The organism is Ancylobacter rudongensis, assembly GCF_900100155.1.
Lineage (GTDB): Bacteria > Pseudomonadota > Alphaproteobacteria > Rhizobiales > Xanthobacteraceae > Ancylobacter > Ancylobacter rudongensis.
Genome location: NZ_FMTP01000004.1, coordinates 169,907 through 186,599 on the forward strand (window position 1 = coordinate 169,907; position 16,693 = coordinate 186,599).

General features: G+C 67.9%; 18 protein-coding genes. 8 read left to right on the forward strand and 10 right to left on the reverse strand.

All coding sequences use genetic code 11. The features are described 5' to 3' along the window. Positions 1-18: 18 nt before the first annotated feature. The 4 genes from meaB to BLO63_RS12015 form a co-directional block, all read right to left on the reverse strand. Complete coding sequence (meaB, locus tag BLO63_RS12000; protein WP_091440724.1) at positions 19-1,011, reverse strand: methylmalonyl Co-A mutase-associated GTPase MeaB; 993 nt, start codon at positions 1,009-1,011, stop codon at positions 19-21. Position 1,012: 1 nt separating this feature from the next. Then, on the reverse strand, positions 1,013-1,873 hold the full coding sequence (locus tag BLO63_RS12005) for a branched-chain amino acid aminotransferase (RefSeq protein WP_091440726.1): 861 nt from the start codon (positions 1,871-1,873) through the stop codon (positions 1,013-1,015). Between the two features lie 5 nt (positions 1,874-1,878). Then, positions 1,879-3,276, reverse strand: coding sequence for a dipeptidase (locus tag BLO63_RS12010; RefSeq protein WP_091440728.1), 1,398 nt, complete (start codon positions 3,274-3,276; stop codon positions 1,879-1,881). A gap of 136 nt (positions 3,277-3,412) precedes the next feature. Continuing rightward, positions 3,413-4,954, reverse strand: coding sequence for a helicase HerA-like domain-containing protein (locus BLO63_RS12015; RefSeq protein ID WP_091440731.1), 1,542 nt, complete (start codon positions 4,952-4,954; stop codon positions 3,413-3,415). A gap of 167 nt (positions 4,955-5,121) precedes the next feature. Here BLO63_RS12015 and folP point away from each other — a divergent pair, with 167 nt between their 5' ends. Next, complete coding sequence (gene folP / locus BLO63_RS12020) at positions 5,122-5,964, forward strand: dihydropteroate synthase (protein ID WP_091440733.1); 843 nt, start codon at positions 5,122-5,124, stop codon at positions 5,962-5,964. Continuing rightward, positions 5,954-6,505: a 2-amino-4-hydroxy-6-hydroxymethyldihydropteridine diphosphokinase gene (gene folK / locus BLO63_RS12025; protein WP_091440736.1), complete on the forward strand. Its 552-nt coding sequence runs from the start codon at positions 5,954-5,956 to the stop codon at positions 6,503-6,505. Before folP ends, folK begins: the two co-directional genes overlap by 11 nt. Before the next feature lie 83 nt (positions 6,506-6,588). On the opposite strand, the gene BLO63_RS12030 is transcribed toward folK, so the two are convergent. Continuing rightward, the gene (locus BLO63_RS12030; protein WP_091440738.1) at positions 6,589-6,972 is read right to left on the reverse strand and encodes a hypothetical protein; all 384 of its coding nucleotides are present in this window, start codon (positions 6,970-6,972) and stop codon (positions 6,589-6,591) included. A 184-nt stretch (positions 6,973-7,156) separates the two neighbouring features. Between BLO63_RS12030 and BLO63_RS12035 the strand changes: the two genes are divergently transcribed. After that, entirely contained in the window at positions 7,157-8,146 is a 990-nt protein-coding gene (locus tag BLO63_RS12035; RefSeq protein ID WP_091440741.1) for a zinc transporter ZntB, read from the forward strand. Between the two features lie 82 nt (positions 8,147-8,228). Next, entirely contained in the window at positions 8,229-8,603 is a 375-nt protein-coding gene (locus BLO63_RS12040) for a hypothetical protein (RefSeq protein WP_091440743.1), read from the forward strand. A gap of 68 nt (positions 8,604-8,671) precedes the next feature. Here BLO63_RS12040 and BLO63_RS12045 read toward each other — a convergent pair whose 3' ends face one another. Further along, positions 8,672-9,268 carry a superoxide dismutase gene (locus BLO63_RS12045; RefSeq protein WP_091440746.1) on the reverse strand — a complete coding sequence of 199 codons (597 nt, stop codon included), beginning with the start codon at positions 9,266-9,268 and terminating at the stop codon, positions 8,672-8,674. Between the two features lie 269 nt (positions 9,269-9,537). Here BLO63_RS12045 and BLO63_RS12050 point away from each other — a divergent pair, with 269 nt between their 5' ends. Continuing rightward, complete coding sequence (locus tag BLO63_RS12050) at positions 9,538-10,620, forward strand: hypothetical protein (protein WP_091440750.1); 1,083 nt, start codon at positions 9,538-9,540, stop codon at positions 10,618-10,620. An 81-nt stretch (positions 10,621-10,701) separates the two neighbouring features. Here the strand turns inward: BLO63_RS12050 and BLO63_RS12055 are convergent, their stop codons facing one another. After that, positions 10,702-12,819, reverse strand: a complete 2,118-nt coding sequence (locus BLO63_RS12055; protein ID WP_091440753.1) for a S9 family peptidase — start codon at positions 12,817-12,819, stop codon at positions 10,702-10,704. Further along, a complete protein-coding gene (msrB, locus tag BLO63_RS12060; RefSeq protein ID WP_091440755.1) occupies positions 12,816-13,253 on the reverse strand; it encodes a peptide-methionine (R)-S-oxide reductase MsrB in 438 nt (145 codons plus the stop codon). Before msrB ends, BLO63_RS12055 begins: the two co-directional genes overlap by 4 nt. A gap of 366 nt (positions 13,254-13,619) precedes the next feature. Here msrB and BLO63_RS12065 point away from each other — a divergent pair, with 366 nt between their 5' ends. The 3 genes from BLO63_RS12065 (at position 13,620) to BLO63_RS12080 (ending at position 15,495) form a co-directional block, all read left to right on the forward strand. Beyond that, positions 13,620-14,045 carry a Ros/MucR family transcriptional regulator gene (locus BLO63_RS12065; RefSeq protein WP_091440758.1) on the forward strand — a complete coding sequence of 142 codons (426 nt, stop codon included), beginning with the start codon at positions 13,620-13,622 and terminating at the stop codon, positions 14,043-14,045. 531 nt (positions 14,046-14,576) lie between these two features. Further along, positions 14,577-14,954 (forward strand): helix-turn-helix domain-containing protein, encoded by a 378-nt coding sequence (locus tag BLO63_RS12075; protein ID WP_091440764.1) that lies wholly within the window; start codon positions 14,577-14,579, stop codon positions 14,952-14,954. Next, positions 14,947-15,495, forward strand: coding sequence for a DUF6456 domain-containing protein (locus tag BLO63_RS12080; protein ID WP_091440765.1), 549 nt, complete (start codon positions 14,947-14,949; stop codon positions 15,493-15,495). Before BLO63_RS12075 ends, BLO63_RS12080 begins: the two co-directional genes overlap by 8 nt. Here the strand turns inward: BLO63_RS12080 and BLO63_RS12085 are convergent. After that, on the reverse strand, positions 15,492-15,923 hold the full coding sequence (locus tag BLO63_RS12085) for a SufE family protein (RefSeq protein WP_091440769.1): 432 nt from the start codon (positions 15,921-15,923) through the stop codon (positions 15,492-15,494). The genes BLO63_RS12080 and BLO63_RS12085 overlap by 4 nt on opposite strands. A 71-nt stretch (positions 15,924-15,994) precedes the next feature. Then, on the reverse strand, positions 15,995-16,516 hold the full coding sequence (locus BLO63_RS12090; protein ID WP_091440772.1) for a DUF5330 domain-containing protein: 522 nt from the start codon (positions 16,514-16,516) through the stop codon (positions 15,995-15,997). Between the last annotated feature and the right edge of the window lie 177 nt (positions 16,517-16,693).

The window sequence follows — 16,693 nt, forward strand, 5'->3', positions numbered from 1 at the left end:
TTTTTGCGAGTCGAAGGCTCAAAGATCCTTCCAGCCGAAGAGGTCCGCGATCTTCGCAGCGCCGAGCGTGGGCGAGAGCGATCCCGCCGCGACGGCGTGCTCGATGGACGGCAACCGGGCCCGCAGGGCCGGCTCGGCGCGCATCCTTTCGCGCACTCGCTCGTCGAACAGGGTCCACATCCATTTGACCTGCTGGGCGCTGCGCCGGGCGCTGAGCGCTCCGGCCGCCTCGCTGCGGTTGCGGTGTTCGAGAACCTTGGCCCACAACGCCTCGACCCCCTCGCCGGTGAGGCCGGAATAGGTGAGCACCGGCGTCGACCAGAATGACTCGCGCCCGCCCAGCACATGCAGCGCCCCGCGGTACTCCCCCGCCGCCGCACGGGCACGGGCGAGGTTGGCACCGTCGGCCTTGTTCACGGCGACAATGTCGGCCAGCTCGATGATGCCCTTCTTGATGCCCTGCAGTTCATCGCCGGCGCCGGGGAGCATGAGAACGAGGAAGGTGTCGGTCATGTCGGCCACCGCCGTCTCCGACTGGCCGACGCCGACCGTCTCGACGAGGACCACGTCATAACCCGCGGCCTCGCACAGCAGCATCGTCTCGCGGGTGCGGGCGGCGACGCCGCCCAGCGTGCCGGCGGCCGGGGAGGGGCGGATGAAGGCGCGCTCCTCCAGCGCCAACCGCCCCATGCGCGTCTTGTCGCCGAGGATCGAACCGCCTGTGCGCGAGGAGGAGGGATCGACCGCCAGCACCGCCACCTTGTGGCCCTGCGCGATCAGATGGCTGCCGAGCGAATCGATGGTGGTCGACTTGCCGACCCCCGGCACGCCGGTGATGCCGACGCGGATGGCATGCCCGGTCTGCGGCAGCAGCGCTTGCAGCAGCTCCGCCGCCAGCAGGCGGTGCGCCGGCTTACGCGATTCCACCAGCGTGATCGCGCGGGCGAGCGTCGCCCGGTGGCCGGAGCGGACCCCCTCGACGAGGGCGGGAAGCGGGGCAGCGGGCGACACGTCAGGAATGGGCGAACTCCCAATAGAGCTCGCGGGCCCGGCGATAGACCGGGCCAGGCTGGAGGTCCCGGTCCTCGATCCGCGTTACCGGCGTCACTTTGGAATAATTGCCTGTCGAGAAGATCTCGTCCGCTTCCAGGAAGTCGCGCCAGGTCAGCGCGCCCTCCACCACCTCGATCCCCGCCGCGCGCAGCAGATTTGCCGTGCGGGTGCGGGTGATCCCCGCCAGGAACGTGCCGTTCGGGGCCGGGGTGAAGGCCACGCCGTCTTTGGCGAGGAAGACATTGGCGGTGGCAAGTTCGGCGACATTGCCGATCATGTCGCACAGCACCGCATTGTCGAAGCCGCGCGCGTGCGCCTCTACCAGCGCCCGGCTGTTATTGGGGTAGAGGCAGCCGGCCTTGGCGTCGGTTACGGCGCACTCAAGGGTGGGGCGGCGGTAGCGCGACAGGGTGATCGCGGTGCCGTGGTCGGGGCTCGGCATGCCGGCCTCGTAGAGGCTGAGGCACCAGCGGGTCGATTCCGGGTCGGCGTCCACCGTGCGCGCGCCGGGATATTCCGCCCAGTACATCGGGCGGATGTAGAGCGCGGCGCCGGGCGCGAAACGCTTGATGCCCTCATGGGTCAGTTCGACCCATTTCTCCACCGAGACGAGAGGCTTCAGCCCCATCGCCAGCGCCGAGCGGTTCACCCGCGCGCAGTGCTGGGCGAGGTCGGGCGTCACCCCCTCAAAGGCGCGGGCGCCGTCGAACACCGAGGTGCCGAGCCAGGCGGCATGGGTGCGCACGCCCATGATCGGGATATTGCCCTCCTGCCACTCGCCGTTGAAGAAGCTCCAGGTCTGCGTCCAGTGATGCGACATATCAGCTACTCCGCCAGCGCCGCCAGGATGCGGACCCAGCTGCGAATACCCTTGTGGAAGGAGGTGAGGTCGTATTTCTCGTTCGGTGAGTGGATGCGGTCATCGTCCAGCGCGAAGCCGACCAGCAGCGTATCCTGCCCCAGTACCTTCTTGAACTGGCCGACCACCGGGATTGAGCCGCCTTCGCCATAGGTGACGGCCGGTGTGCCCCATTCCTCGCCCAGCGCCGCAGCGGCCTTTGCCAGCAGCGGGTTGTCATGGGCGACGGCGACCGCCGGATTGCCCTCGCCGCTGAGGAATTCGACCGTGCAGTCCGCCGGCAGCTTCGAGCGGATATAGGCACGCACGCAATCGCGCACATGGGCGGGGTCCTGGTCCGCCACGAGGCGGCAGGTGATCTTGGCGGTGGCGATGGAGGGGATGACGGTCTTGGCGCCCTCGCCGGTATAGCCGCCCCACATACCGTTGACCTCGAAGGTCGGGCGGGTCGACACCATCTCGATCAGCAGCCGATCCTTCTCGCCGATCGGCTCGGAAAGGCCGATGGGGCCGAGGAAGTTCTCCGCCGTCAGGTCGAGCTCGGACCAGGACCGCTTCACATGCTCCGGCGGCTCGACGACGCCGTCATAGAAGCCGGGAATGGTGATCCGCCCATCCGGCCCGTGCACGCCGCCTATGATCTTCGAGATCACATGCAGCGGGTTGGCGGCGGCCCCGCCATAATAGCCGGAATGCAGGTCGCGATCGGCGGCGCGCACGACGAACTCGTCATGCATCAGCCCGCGCAGCGAGAGGATGATGGCGGGGGTGTTCGCATCCCACATGCCGGTGTCGCAGACCAGCGCCAGATCGGCCTTCAGCGCTTCCTTATGCGCCTCAAGGAAGGGCCCGATATGGGCCGAGCCGCTTTCCTCCTCGCCCTCGACGACGATCGCCACCTCGACCGGCAGGCGGCCTACGGTGCGCAGATAGGCGCGGCAGGCCTCGACGAAGGTCATCACCTGGCCCTTGTCGTCCGAGGAACCGCGGGCGACGATCCGCTTCACCCCGTCCGCGTTCTCGACGATGCGCGGCTCGAAGGGCGGGCTGTCCCACAGCTCCAGCGGATCGACCGGCTGCACGTCGTAATGGCCATAGAACATCACCCGCCGCGCCGCCGCCCCGGCCGAGGTGCCGGTGACGATCGGGTGGCCTGGCGTGTCGTTCAGCTTCGCGGTAAGGCCGAGCGAGGCCAGATCGTCCGCCAGCCACTGCCCGGCACGTCGGCACTCGGCGGCATAGGCGCGATCGGTTGAGATGGAAGGGATGTGCAGAAAGGCGAACAGGCGCTCGATCGAGGCGTCGAGATCGGTATCGACGGTGGCGAGTACGCGGTCGAGGTCTGCCTTGGAGAGAGCGGCCATGGCCGGGAGTCCTTGTCGTTTCAAAGAAGCCTTTTCCGCCTTATCCCCGGGCTTGACCCGGGGACCCAGACACCTTGCGCCTCCGTCAAGGACTGGGTGGCCGGGTCAAGCCCGGCCATGAGGATCTGATGGGTGTCTACCGCCGGCGCGCACCGCCCAGCACGTTGCGCAGAATGGCCTTCGTCAGCTCATTGGTGACCTGCCGCGTCACCTGATTGACCATCCGCTCGCCCATGCTCATGCCGCCGCGCGGGCCGCGCCGGAACAGGCCGCCCAGCGCATCGGACAGCCAGCCGCCGCTTTGCGCCTCGGCTTCGGCCGGCGTGGGCGTCGCGTCCGGCGCGGTGGCCTGTTCGGCACGCTTGGCCAGGATTTCGTAGGCGGATTCGCGGTCCAGCGTCTCGTCATAGGCGTGGCGCACCGGGCTTTGGGCGAGGGCGACCTTGCGCAGTTCCGGCGTGATCGGCCCGACGCGGGCGGCGGGCGGGGCGATCAGCGTGCGCTCGACCATGGAGGGCGTGCCATTGCCCTCCTGCATGGAGACCAGCGCCTCGCCCTTGCCAAGCTCAGTTATGACCTGCGCCGTGTTGAGTTTCGGGTTGGGGCGGAAGGTGTCGGCCGCCGCCTTCACCGCCTTCTGGTCGCGCGGGGTGAAGGCGCGCAGCGCGTGCTGCACCCGGTTGCCGAGCTGGGAAAGCACGCTGTCGGGCACATCAAGCGGGTTCTGGGTGACGAAATAGACGCCCACCCCCTTTGAGCGGATCAGCCGCACCACCTGCTGGATCTTCTGCAGCAGCGCCTTGGGCGCCTCGTCGAACAGAAGATGCGCCTCGTCGAAGAAGAACACGATCTTTGGCTTATCGGGGTCGCCGACCTCGGGAAGCTCCTCGAACAGCTCGGACAGCAGCCACAGCAGGAAGGAAGCGTAGAGCCGGGGCGAGCCCATCAACTTGTCCGCCGCCAGCAGCGAGATGGTGCCGTAGCCCGAGCGCGGCTCGACCCGCATGAGGTCCGTGATCTTCAGCGCCGGCTCACCGAAGAATTTGTCGGCGCCCTGATTCTCCAGCACCAGCAGCGCCCGCTGGATGGCGCCGACGGTCGCGGGCGAGACATTGCCATAGGTGGTGGTGAGCTTGCCCGCATTCTCCGCCACGAAGGCGAGCATGGCGCGCAGATCCTTCAGATCGAGCAGCAGCAGGCCCTGCTCGTCGGCGATGCGGAAGACGACGTTAAGCACGCCCTCCTGCACGTCGTTGAGGTCCATCAGCCGCGCCAGCAGCAGCGGGCCCATCTCCGAGACGGTGGCGCGGACCGGGTGGCCCTGTTCGCCGAACAGGTCCCAGAAGATCACCGGGAACTCGTCCGGCACATAGTCGATGCCGATCTCGGCGCAGCGCTTGACGATCCAGTCCTGCCCCTCGCCGGGCATGGCGACGCCGGAGAGATCGCCCTTGATATCGGCGGCGAAGACCGGGACGCCGGCGCGGGAAAAACCCTCCGCCAGCGTTTGCAGCGTCACCGTCTTGCCGGTGCCGGTGGCGCCGGTGGCAAGGCCGTGGCGGTTGGCGAGCTTGAGCGCGAGATATTCCGCCTTGCCGCTCGTCGGGTCACTCGCCTTGCCGCCGTCGCTCGATGGGCTGAGCCCGACGAAAATCCTGCCGTCGGTGTCACCGGACATGGCCGTCTCCTGCGCACGCTCGCACTGCCTCCTTTAGAGCGCAGGCGGGGGCGGTTCGGCAAGCCGGGCGAAGGCCTGAGAGCGTAAGGACGGTTCTTGTGCGTGTCGGCGCTTGCCTTCGCCGCCGGCTCGCGCGATTTGAAGGCAACTGCCAAACCGGAACCGCCATGGCCGCTCTTACCCCGCCCACCCAACGCCTGCTCGACGCGCGCGGCCGCCGGCTGGACTATGCCGGCCGCACGCTGGTGATGGGCATTCTCAATGTCACGCCGGATTCCTTCTCCGATGGCGGGCGCAGCGCGGCGCTCGACGATGCGCTCGCTAACGCCCACCGGCTGGTGGCGGAGGGAGCGGATATTCTCGACATTGGCGGGGAATCGACCCGTCCCGGCCACACACCCGTGCCGGCGGAGGAAGAGCTGCGCCGCGTGCTGCCGGCGGTCGAGGCTTTGGCCGGCCTGCCGGTGCCGCTCTCCATCGATACGCAGAAAGCCGTCGTGGCCGACGCCGCGCTGAAGGCCGGGGCCAGCCTTGTCAACGACATATGGGGCCTGATGGGCGACCCCGAGATGGCGCGGGTGGCGGCGGCGTATGACGCCGGCGTGGTGGCGATGCACAACCGGGCGCGGGTCGATCCGGAGGTCGACATCGTCGCCGACATCCTCGCCTTTTTCGAGCAGTCGCTGGAGCGGGCGGCGCGCGCCGGCATCCGCTCTGACCGCATCAGCCTGGATCCCGGCATCGGCTTTGGAAAAACCTTCGAGCAGAATCTCAAGGCGCTGGCCTCGCTGGCGGAGCTCGGCAGTCTCGGCTTCCCGATCCTGCTCGGCACCTCGCGCAAGTCGCTGATCGGCAAGGTGATCGAAGCGACGCCGGCCGAGCGTCTGCCGGGCACCATCGCCTCGAATGTGCTGGGCATCCGCGCCGGCTGCGCCATCATCCGCGTGCATGATGTGGCCGCCCATGTGCAGGCGGCGCGGGTGACGGAGGCGATCCTCCATGCCTCCTAAGCTGCCGCCCGATTTCTTCATCCGCCGGCCGCGAAAGGTGGAGAAGGCCGTGGCCTATCTCTGTCTCGGCTCCAATCTTGGCGACCGTGCCGGCACCATGGCCAAGGCGGTGGGGCTGATCGCCCGAACCGGGCTGAAGATCATCGCCCGCTCCTCGCTCTATGAGACGCCGCCTTGGGGGCCGGTGCCGCAGGGGCCCTATCTCAACATGGTGGTGGCGGTGGAAACCGAACTCTCGGCGCGGGAGCTGCTGCACATGCTGCTCGGGGTCGAGCACGCCTTTGGCCGCGACCGCACCCGCGAGGTGCGCTTCGGGCCGCGCACCATCGACATCGACATTCTGCTCTATGGCGAGGAGGTGGTCGCCGAGCCGGACCTCGAAATCCCGCATCCGCGCATGATGGAGCGGGCCTTCGCGCTGATTCCGCTGAGCGAGCTGGCCCCGGAGCTGAAGGTCGGCGGCGTGGCGGTGGCGGCGGCGTTGGCTGGGCTCGACCGCAGCGGCATCGTCAAGGTCGAGCCGCAACCGGCGAGCGACTGACCGCACCCATATCAGACGCGAAGGGCGGCGGATCGCTCCGCCGCCCGCTCGTCCGTCGCGCCTTGGGTAGGGGAGGGCGCCGCTTAGCGGCACACCTCGACATCGCGGTAATAGGGCTGGCCCCAGCTGTTGTAGAGCGTGCGCGTCTCCATCCAGCAGCTCGGGCGGTAGTAATTGTTGGCGGCGCCGGCCGCGATCGCGCCTACGGCGAGGCCGCCAATGATGCCGGCGGCGACGGCGGCGCCGTTATTGTTGCGGCGCGGGCCGTAATAATAGCCCGGTCCACCCCAGCCGGGACCACGCCAGCCCGGGCCGTAGCCGGGACGCCCCCAACCGGGGCCACCGCCCCCATGGCCGCGCCAGCCCGGTCCACGCCAGCCATCGGCGGCGGCGGGAACGGCGGCGAGGAGAGTAGCGCCCGCGAGAGCGAGCGCGACGAGCTTGCTGGTCTTGGTGAGGCCGATCATGGCGAAATCCTCGGATGGACGCTGCGGGTCGCTCGCGGGCCGGTCTGGCCTTTGATGAACGCCACCCTAGCCGCCTCCTGCCGAACCCAATCTGAACCCCCTGTTGCAAAAGGTTCATCAAACTGAACGCATTCCAATCGGTGCGTTCATCTGCCATTCATTCGCGAAACGCAGGAGCCAGGCTTTGCCCGACTATGACAAGGAAGGTCTCGTCTCCGCCTGGACCTTTGACGGCAATGGCGGGGCGCGGCGGATCGGCTGGCAGGAGATCGGGCAGGGCGTGCCGTCGGGCGAGCGCTTCCAGTGGATCAACCTGCAGCAGATGGAACATCGCCACGGCCGCAACACCTGGCTGGACAACCACAGCGGTATCGATCCCTCCATTCTCGAATCGCTGGTGGCGGCGGAAACGCGCCCGCGCTGTGCCTTGTTCGACAATGGAGCCTTCCTCAATCTGCGCGGCATCAATTTGATGCCCTATTCGCTGCCCGACGAGATGCACTCCATCCGCTTCTGGGTGGAGCCGCACCGCATCGTCTCGGTACGGCGGAAGGCGCTGTCGGCAGTGGGCGATTTTGAGGATGCGATCCAGCGCGGGCGGGCGCCACGCACCCCGGGCGAGTTCGTCGCCGACCTGTCCATGCGCCTGGTCGACCGCATGGATACGGTGATCACCGCGCTGGCCGAGCAGGCGGATGAGCTGGAGGAACAGGTGCTGAGCGCCACGCTCTCCAATCTCAGCCCGAAGGTCTCCGAGGTCCGGCGCGTCGCCATCATCCTGCGCCGCTACATTGCCCCGCAGCGCGAGGCGCTGAATCACTTCTCGCTGGAAGACGCCGAATGGCTCTCGCCCCGCGATCGCAACCGGCTGCGCGAGGCGGCCGACCGGGTGACGCGCTTCGCCGAAGAGCTGGATTCGGTGCGCGACCGCGCCGCCGTCATCTACGACCAGATGGTGGAACGGCGCGCCGAGCAGATGAACCGCTCCATGCTGGTGCTGGCGGCGGTGACGGTGATCTTCGCGCCGCTGACGCTGATCACCGGGCTGATGGGCATGAATGTGGAGGGCATTCCGGGCTCGCAGGACCCGAACGGCTTCTGGGCCGTGACGATCCTCGCCGCCGGGCTCGGCGTCGGGCTGGTGGCATGGCTGCGGATGATCCGCTGGCTGTAGGGGCCCCTTTCCCTCGCCCCGCCGGCGCATACATTGACAGGGTGCTGGCCGCGACTTTTCGCCGGCCGTGGAGGGAAGTGCGATGCGCGGGAAAGCGATTGCGTCGGCGGCGGTCGTCGCCGGTCTCATGCTGGGATGGGCTAGCGGCGCGGCCGAGGCCTATGAATTCACCGGGACCTTTCCCGGCGGCGATTGCCGCAAGATGGCGGCCTCGATCCCGCCCGGGCAGCTCTGGTACGGGCATTTCACCGGCAGGCGCCAGTCGCCGTGGAACATCGACTTCATCGAAGGCCGCACCGCCGACGGGTGCTTCCGTACCAAGGCCGAGTGCGACAACTGGCTCTACCAGTGGCGATCGGCCTGGCAGCTCAATTTCTGGAACGACTATTGCGTGAAGGGCTGGCCGCCCAAGGCCCGCCCGGCCGGGCCGCGCACCGAGGTGCCGTTCGGGCAATAGGGGCGCGAATGCCCATGAAAAAGGGCGCCGTCGACCCGCGACGGCGCCCGGTTTTGCACGAAGGCCGTTCAGATGGCCTTGGAATACAGCTCGGCGACGTAGTCCCAGTTCACCAGGTTCTCGACGAACGCCTTGAGGTAATCGGGGCGGCGGTTGCGATAATCGATATAGTAGGAGTGCTCCCACACATCGCAGCCGAGGATCGGCGTGGCGCCGTGCACCAGCGGGCTCTCGCCATTGGCGGTCTTCATCACGACGATCTTGCCGTCCTTGACCGCCAGCCAGTTCCAGCCCGAGCCGAACTGGGTCACGCCGGCCTGGATGAAGTCTTCCTTCATCTTCTCGACCGAGCCGAGGTCCTCGATGATCTTCTTCTCAAGCTCGCCGGGGATGGCGCCGCCGCCATTCGGCTTCATCCAGTTCCAGAAGTGGAGATGGTTGAAGTGCTGGCCGGCATTGTTGAACAGGCCGGCATTCTTGCCGAAGGAGCCCTTGACGATCTCTTCCAGCGACTGGCCTTCCCACTCGGTGCCCTTCAGCAGATTGTTGCCGTTGTTCACATAGGCGAGGTGGTGCTTGTCGTGGTGATATTCGAGCGTCTCGCGCGACATATAGGGGGCGAGGGCGTCGTGGGAGTAGGGAAGCTCGGGAAGCGTGAAGGACATGGAATCTGTCTCCGCAGAAATGAAATCCGGCCGCGCCGCGTCGGCGCCCCTCGCGGGTGCGCGGACACCGTGAAAGATCGGCACCGATTAGATAGGGCGCGACGGCGCGGGCGACAACCAAAAGCGTCGCGCGCGGCCGAATTCTTCCCCGCCGGCGCGCGCGGCCCGATGACACGGCAATCGTCCTGCCCGCTTTCGCTAAAGCTGTACTGGACGTAAAGTCTCGTACAAGAAGGACCGACGGCGAATCGGTCCGGCGGAGTTTCTTCATGGGTGCAGTAGTCATCGGAATCGGCGCGGCTCTGGCAGCGCTCGGCGTCGTCTTCGGCGTAATAGGGTTCGGTTCCGCGGAGACGACTTCCGGCGCGGGCCTGATGATGGTCGGCAGTACCGCTTTTGTCGGCGGTCTTCTGATGGTCGCCCTCGGCTTCATTCTGCGGGTCTTGGGCGACATCGCCGAGAAGCTGGAAGGGGCGGTGCATTTCGAGCCGTTCGAGGACGAGCACCATGCCGCGCGGATGGAGGCGCCCACCACTGCCGTGGCGGGTGGCGCCCTCGCTCCTGTGGCCTCGGCCTTTGAGGATGCACCACCGGCGCGCGCGCCACAGGATGAACCGCCGCTCGACGAGGAGCGTGCGCCGCCGGCCTGGTTCGGCCGCAAGCGCGCCGCCGAACCGCCGAGCGTGAGCGATGCGGCGTTCGAGCCGGAGCCGGAATTCGAGCCCGACGTCGAGCCCTTGCCGCCCTTCCGGTCTCCCCTTGCTGAGGCGGCGCGCCTGGAGAGTATGCGGGCGGAGCCTTTGCGCACCGAACCCTTGCGTGCAGAGCCGGCGCGGGCGGACACGGTTCGGCCCGAACCTGTGCGCCATGAGCCTGTGCGCCATGAGCCTATGCGCGCCGAGCCCCCGCGTGTCGAGGCCGCCCGGCCCGAGCCTTTCCGGCCTGAACCCCCACGCGCCGACCCCCCGCGGACCGAGCCACCGCGCCGCGAGCCGCCGGGCTTCCTGCGCCCACCTGCGGCCGCGAGCCTGCCGGTTGAGCGGCCCGCGCCCGCGTCCGTTGCGCCCGCCGCTGAGGAAACCAGAGTGCCGCCTCCGCGCGAGGAGCCCATGCCCGAGCCTGACAGCGAGCCGCCTGCCTTCCTGCGTGAGACGGACCTGCTGGTCGAGGAGCCCGCTCCGGCGCCGGAGGAACCTTCCGTCACCGTGCTCAAGTCCGGCACCATCGGCGGCATGAGCTACACGCTCTATTCCGATGGCTCGATCGAGGCCGACCTACCCGACGGCGTGCTGCGCTTCGCTTCGCTGCAGGAACTGCGCGACCACGTCGCTGGTGCCGCCGCGCGCGACTGAGGTGCCGACGGGCGGCAGACATGCAAAGGGCGCCCCCGGGGCGCCCTTTTTCATGTTTCATCGGTTTCGGACCGAACAGCGTCAGCGTCCCGCCGTGGCGAGGGCGAAGGCGTAGATCATCGCGGTTTCCTCCAGCCGGTCGAACCGACCCGAGGCGCCGCCATGGCCGGCCTCCATATTGGTGCGCAGCAGAATCGGGCGGTCATCCGTCTTGGCGGCGCGTAGCTTCGCCACCCATTTCGCCGGCTCCCAATAGGTGACGCGCGGATCGGTGAGGCCGGCCAGGGCGAAGATGGCGGGATAGTCCTGCGCCGTCACATTGTCATAGGGCGAGTACGCCCGGATGGTGGCGAAAGCCTGCGCGTCGGTGATCGGGTTGCCCCATTCCGGCCATTCCGGCGGGGTGAGGGGGAGCGTGTCGTCGAGCATGGTGTTGAGCACGTCGACAAAGGGAACTTCCGCCACGATGCCGGCGAACAGGCCCGGGCGCATATTAGCCACCGCGCCCATCAGCATGCCGCCGGCCGATCCGCCATGGGCGATGATCCGGTCGGGCGCCACGATCTTCTCGGCGACAAGGTGCTCGCCAGCGGCGATGAAATCGCTGAACGTGTTGGTCTTGCGGGCGAGCTTGCCTTCGCGGTACCAGCGCCAGCCCTTCTCCGTGCCGCCGCGTATATGAGCGATGGCGAAGACGAAGCCGCGATCGACCAGCGACAGGCGCGCGGTGGAGAAGCCCGAGGGCATGGACATGCCATAGGCGCCATAGCCATAGAGCAGGCACGGGGCGCTGCCGTCGAGCGGGGTGTCGGCGGCAAAGAGCAGCGACACCGGCACAAGCTCGCCACCCGCCGCCGGGGCCATCAGGCGGCGGGTGACATAGCGCTTCGGGTCGTGGCCGGATGGCACTTCCTGGCGCTTGCGCAGCGTCCTGGCGCGGCTCGCGACGTCATAGTCCCACACTTCGGCAGGGGTGGTCATGGAGGAATAGGTGAAGCGGATTTCGGTCTTTTCGAAGCCGTGGCCGGGATCGAAGCCGAGTGAATAGGCCTCCTCGGCGAAGGCGACCTCATGCTCGGTGCCGTCCGCCAGCGTCCGCACCACGAGGCGCGGCAGCCCGTCCTCGCGCTCCAGCCGCACCAGATGGTCCCGCAGCACGGTTGCCGACAAGAGCAGGCGGCCGGGCTTGTGCGGCACCAGATCACGCCAATGGGCGCGGCCGGGTGAGCTGAGCGGCGCGGTGACGATCTTGAAGTCCTCGGCCCCGTCGGCATTGGTCTCGATGACCAGGCTCTCCACGCCGCTGAGTGCGGGGTGATGTTCGACGCCGTAGCGCAGGCCGGGCTCGCGCGGCTCTACCCGGAGCGGGGCGTCGAGCGGGGATTCGAGGTCGAGGAGCCAGACCTCGCTGGTGTCGTGGTCGCCGCAGGAGATAAGGCCGAAGCGGCGCGACTGGGTGCGGCCGAGCGAGACAAAGAAGCCCTTGTCCGGCTCCTCATAGACCAGCACGTCCTGCGCCGGGTCGGTGCCCAGCCGGTGGCGATAGACGAAGCTCGGGCGGTGCTCGGCGTCGCGGCGGATGTAGAACAGGTGGGCGCCGTCGGCGCTCCACAGCACATCGCCCGTGGTTTCGGCGACGAGATCGGGAAGGTCGGTGCCAGCCTCAATGTCGCGGATACGCAGCGTGTAATATTCCGAGCCGGCCTCGTCCGTCGTCCAGGCGAAGAGGCGATGGTCGGGAGATTGCTGCGCGTCGCCGAACTGGAAATAGGCCTTGCCTTCCGCTAGCGCGTCGCCGTCGAGCAGCACGGTTTCGCCGGCAATGGCGCCGGCCGGGCGCCGGCAGATCAGCGGATGCTGCCCGCCTTCGCGGAAGCGGGTGAAATAGGCAAAGGGGCCATCCGTGGACGGCACGGACGAGTCGTCCTCTTTGATGCGCCCGCGCATCTCCTTGACCAGTTGGGCGCGCAAGGCGGCGTGAAGCGCGAGCCACGCCTCGGCGGAGGCATTCTCGGCCTCCAGCCAGGTGCGGATGTCGGGCGCCAGCAGGCCGGGATCGCGCATCACGTCGCGCCAGTTGTCGGCGCGCAGCCAGGCATGGGGATCCACCAGCGTCTGGCCGTGAAAGCTGCGAATCAACGGCGGATGGGCGGGTTCGAGAGGCGCGTCGGTCGGGCGGGCAGCAGTGTCGGTGTTCACGCGGGCTTTTCCTCGACGCTAGGGGCATCGGCCTGGAAGGCGAGGGCGACGCCGTTGATGCAGAAGCGCAGACGGGTGGGGGGCGGCCCGTCGGGAAAGACATGCCCGAGATGGGCGTCGCAGGTGGCACAGCGCACCTCGACCCGACGCATGCCATAGGAATGGTCGTGATATTCACTGACCGCCTCGGCATCCACCGGCTGGAAGAAGCTCGGCCAGCCCGTGCCCGATTCGAACTTGGCGTTGGAACGGAAAAGCGGCGCCTCGCAGCACACGCAGCGGTAGAGGCCTGGCTCCTTCTGGGAGAGGTGCGGGCCGCTAAAGGCGCATTCGGTGCCGTGACCGCGGGTCACTTCGTACTGCTCGGGTGTGAGCTGGGCGCGCCACTCCGCGTCCGACTTCACCACGCGGGGGCGGCGGGAGATCTGATCCATGGGAAAATCCTTGAGGTTTTCCGCTGAGATAATGGCCCCTGGGGGCAGCGGCAAGTGTTGTCGTCCTTCACGAAGTTTTGCCCGACGGAACGGCGTCGCCCCATCGCGGCGCTACAGGCTTTCGATCGGCCTTAGCTTGCGACAGCAGGACGACAGTCTCACGGCTGCCCGGCGTTGCACACATCATTGCGACCAATGGCGCTCGAAAAACCTTGTTATCTCTCCTGTTCAAGTCTATCTGTGGCTTTGCCGTTTCCGACGAACCGAATACGTTTGGAAAAGACGTATTTGGACGTACAGTGGCGGCGCGCAGGGCGCGCCTGGGCCTTGCACGAGACTTTTGCAAAATGAATTGAAGAATGAGCCATGAGCGATATCAACGACGCCGACAGCTATATCGAACTCGCCGCCGATATTGTCTCGGCGTATGTGAGCAATAATTCGGTCTCGGCCAATGAACTAGTCACCCTCCTTGCAGATGTGCACGGCGCCTTGCAGCGTGTGGACAAGGGCGAGGTCGAGGTGGTGGTGGAGCCGCTGAAGCCGGCCGTTCCGCCGAAGAAGTCGGTGATGCCCGATTACATCGTGTGTCTCGAAGATGGCAAGAAGTTCAAGTCGCTGAAGCGGCACCTGCGCACGCAGTACAACCTCTCTCCTGAGGCGTATCGCGAGAAGTGGGGCCTGCCGGCCGACTATCCCATGGTGGCGCCCAACTATGCCGCCGCGCGCTCGGCGCTGGCAAAGGAAATGGGTCTGGGCCAGCAGCGCCGGCGCACCCCCGCCGGCGGCTGAGCCGCAGCGCCAGTACGGAACCGATTGGAAAGGCCGTCACCCCGGGTGGCGGCCTTTTTCATTGCGCAACGGACTTGCCAGCGGGGCCGCGGCTTCCGCTTCGGCCAGAAGCCGACGCAGCGCGCCATGCCGCGCTGCGTCATAACCCATGCCGGAGCCGGCGGCCCGCCGCTCGGCCCGCAGCAGGCGCCGCAAGATCGCGCCCTGCCCCTCCTGCGGGCGCCCAAGAAAGGGTCGCAGCGCCGCCACGCGGCCGTTGATGATGTCGTCCCGTTCCTCGCTGCGGGTGGCGCGGATGCGATGGCCGGGGCGGTGGCGGGCAGGTGATGGGCATCTCATGGCGAACCTCGCTGAACCGGGGCCAGTATCGGCTCGGCGGAGCGGGTGCGGATAAAATTCCTAGATCGCCGACTCGATGCACCGTGGCGACTTCTCCGTCATTTGTGCGCGCGAAAAGCCAGTGTTCTATTTTTGTTCTTGTCGGGTTGCGATTCTCTCAATAGGCTTAAATTCCTTTAGTGGAGATGCCTCATGCCTGACCCTCTCGCCCTGTCCACCCAAGCGCGACCGGCGGCCGAAACGTGCTTGATCGCTGCCCGGCTGGCCGCCGACGCCACCGCGATTCCCTTGCCGCTGGTGCTGCATCCGAGGCGGCTCGACCGGCGCTGCGCCTCGGCCCGCGCGTTGGCCATGTATCTCGCCCATGTCGGCCTCGGCCTGCCGATGAGCCGGGTGGCCGCCGGTTTTGGCCGTCACCGCTCCACCGTCGCCCATGCCTGCCGCCGGATCGAGGAGCGCCGCGAGAGTGCCGGCTGGGACCGCTGGGTCGCGGCGCTCGAGGACGATGCTCGCCGCCTGTCACCCCCCGTCGGCGCGGTCGGTATCGGCGCGGGAGGGATTCATGGTTGAGCGCCGCATCGACCATGTCGAGGTGGAGATCGACGGCGTGCGCCGCGCCGTCGCCATCGATCTGGAGGAGAGCCCGCTCGGTTGGCTGGCGCGGCGGCGCGGGCGCGACGGCAGAAGCTTCATCGCGCCGGTTCAGCTGATCGCGGGCGAGCGGCTGCGGGCCGATTTCACTCGCGCCGGCATGGCCCCGCGCCTGACGGCCAACTGGGACGCGGTGACGCGGGCGGACCGCGCCGGAGGGGCGGCCGGGCTCAATGCGTCCGAGGCGATGCTTGCCGCTCGCCAGCGCGTGGGGCGGGCGCTGGAGGCGGCGGGGCCGGAATTCTCCGGCCTGCTGATGGATGTGTGCTGCTTCCTCAAAGGACTGGAGCAGGTGGAGCAGGAGCGTTGCTGGCCGAACCGCACCGCCAAGGTGGTGCTGGCGCTGGGGCTGGACCGGCTCGCGCGCCACTATGGGCTGAGCGCGGCGGCGCGCGGCCCGGCCCGCGCCCGCACCCGCGCCTGGAAGGCGGCGGAGGGCGCCGGTGGCGAAGGAGCTTAGGACGCCTGTGCCAGCGCCGCCCGGGCGTCGGCGCGGATGCGCTCGACCATGGAGCGAAGCCCGTTCGACCGTTGCGGTGTCAGGTGGTCCTTGAGTCCGATGCGGGTAAACACAGCGCCGGGATCGGCCGCCATGATGTCGCGGGCCGGGCGGTCCGAATAGAGCGCCAGCAGGATGGCCACCAGGCCGCGCACGATATGGGCATCGGAATCGCCGCGAAAGGTAAGGCGGGGCCCCTCCGGATCGCCGCTGGCGTCGCTCACCAGCCAGACCTGACTGGCGCAGCCCTGAACCTTGGATTGCTCGGTGCGACGCTCTTCCGGGAAGGGCGGCAGGGCGCGGCCCAGCTCGATCAGGTAGCGGTAGCGGTCGTCCCAATTGTCGAGGAGTTCAAAGTCCTCGATGATGCTGTCGATCTTTGATGTCATCGGCGCCTCTCGGCCCGCATATAGGGGCGCCGGGGCGCCGAGCGCAATGGCGTGCGGTACACCCGCCTTGCTCAGGCGGGCCGTTTGGGCGGCAGCGGCACGCCGGCGGGTGCCTCCGGCTGGGGCACGACGGCGCCGGGCGGGGCCGGCGCCGCGCCGGCCGAGCCAGTTATGTCGGACGGCGCCCCGCCCGCCGGCGGGCGCGGGCCCTGCCAGGCGGGGCTGAGATCGTGGGTGGTCAGCGTGTCGCCGGCGCGCGAACCGCCGGTACGGGCCGCCGCCTTGCGCTTTTCCTCGACAATCTGCTCCGAGAGGTAGCTGAGCGCGAAGCGCGCCCCGGCTTCGGCCCGCTCGCCGATCAATTGGATCAGGCTGCCACCGATCGCACAGGCCTGCGGCTGGCGTGCGCAGAAGCCGCCGGCATCGGCCGCCGCCGCCGTTGCCGCCGAGAGCGCGTCCATGGCGCTGACCTGCGGCTCGCCCGCTGTCGGCTTGCCGTCCCCAGGGGCATGCGTCGACGGCCCGCCGACCACCGCCGGCAGCAGCAGGAAAACGAGGGTGAGCCAGAAACCGATGCGCAGCAGAAAGAACATGAGCCGTCCCGCAGAAGCCTAGAGGCCGAGGATAAAGGCCGCAGGTTGCCCAAGCTGTGTCGAAAACCGGCAAAATCAGCCGATCGCGGAAAGGCAATGTTAAGCACGAAGGCGGCTTTTAGGGTTCGCTTAAACCCCGCATGGCATGGTCTTCCGGCCTTGCCTCCTGCGCCCTCC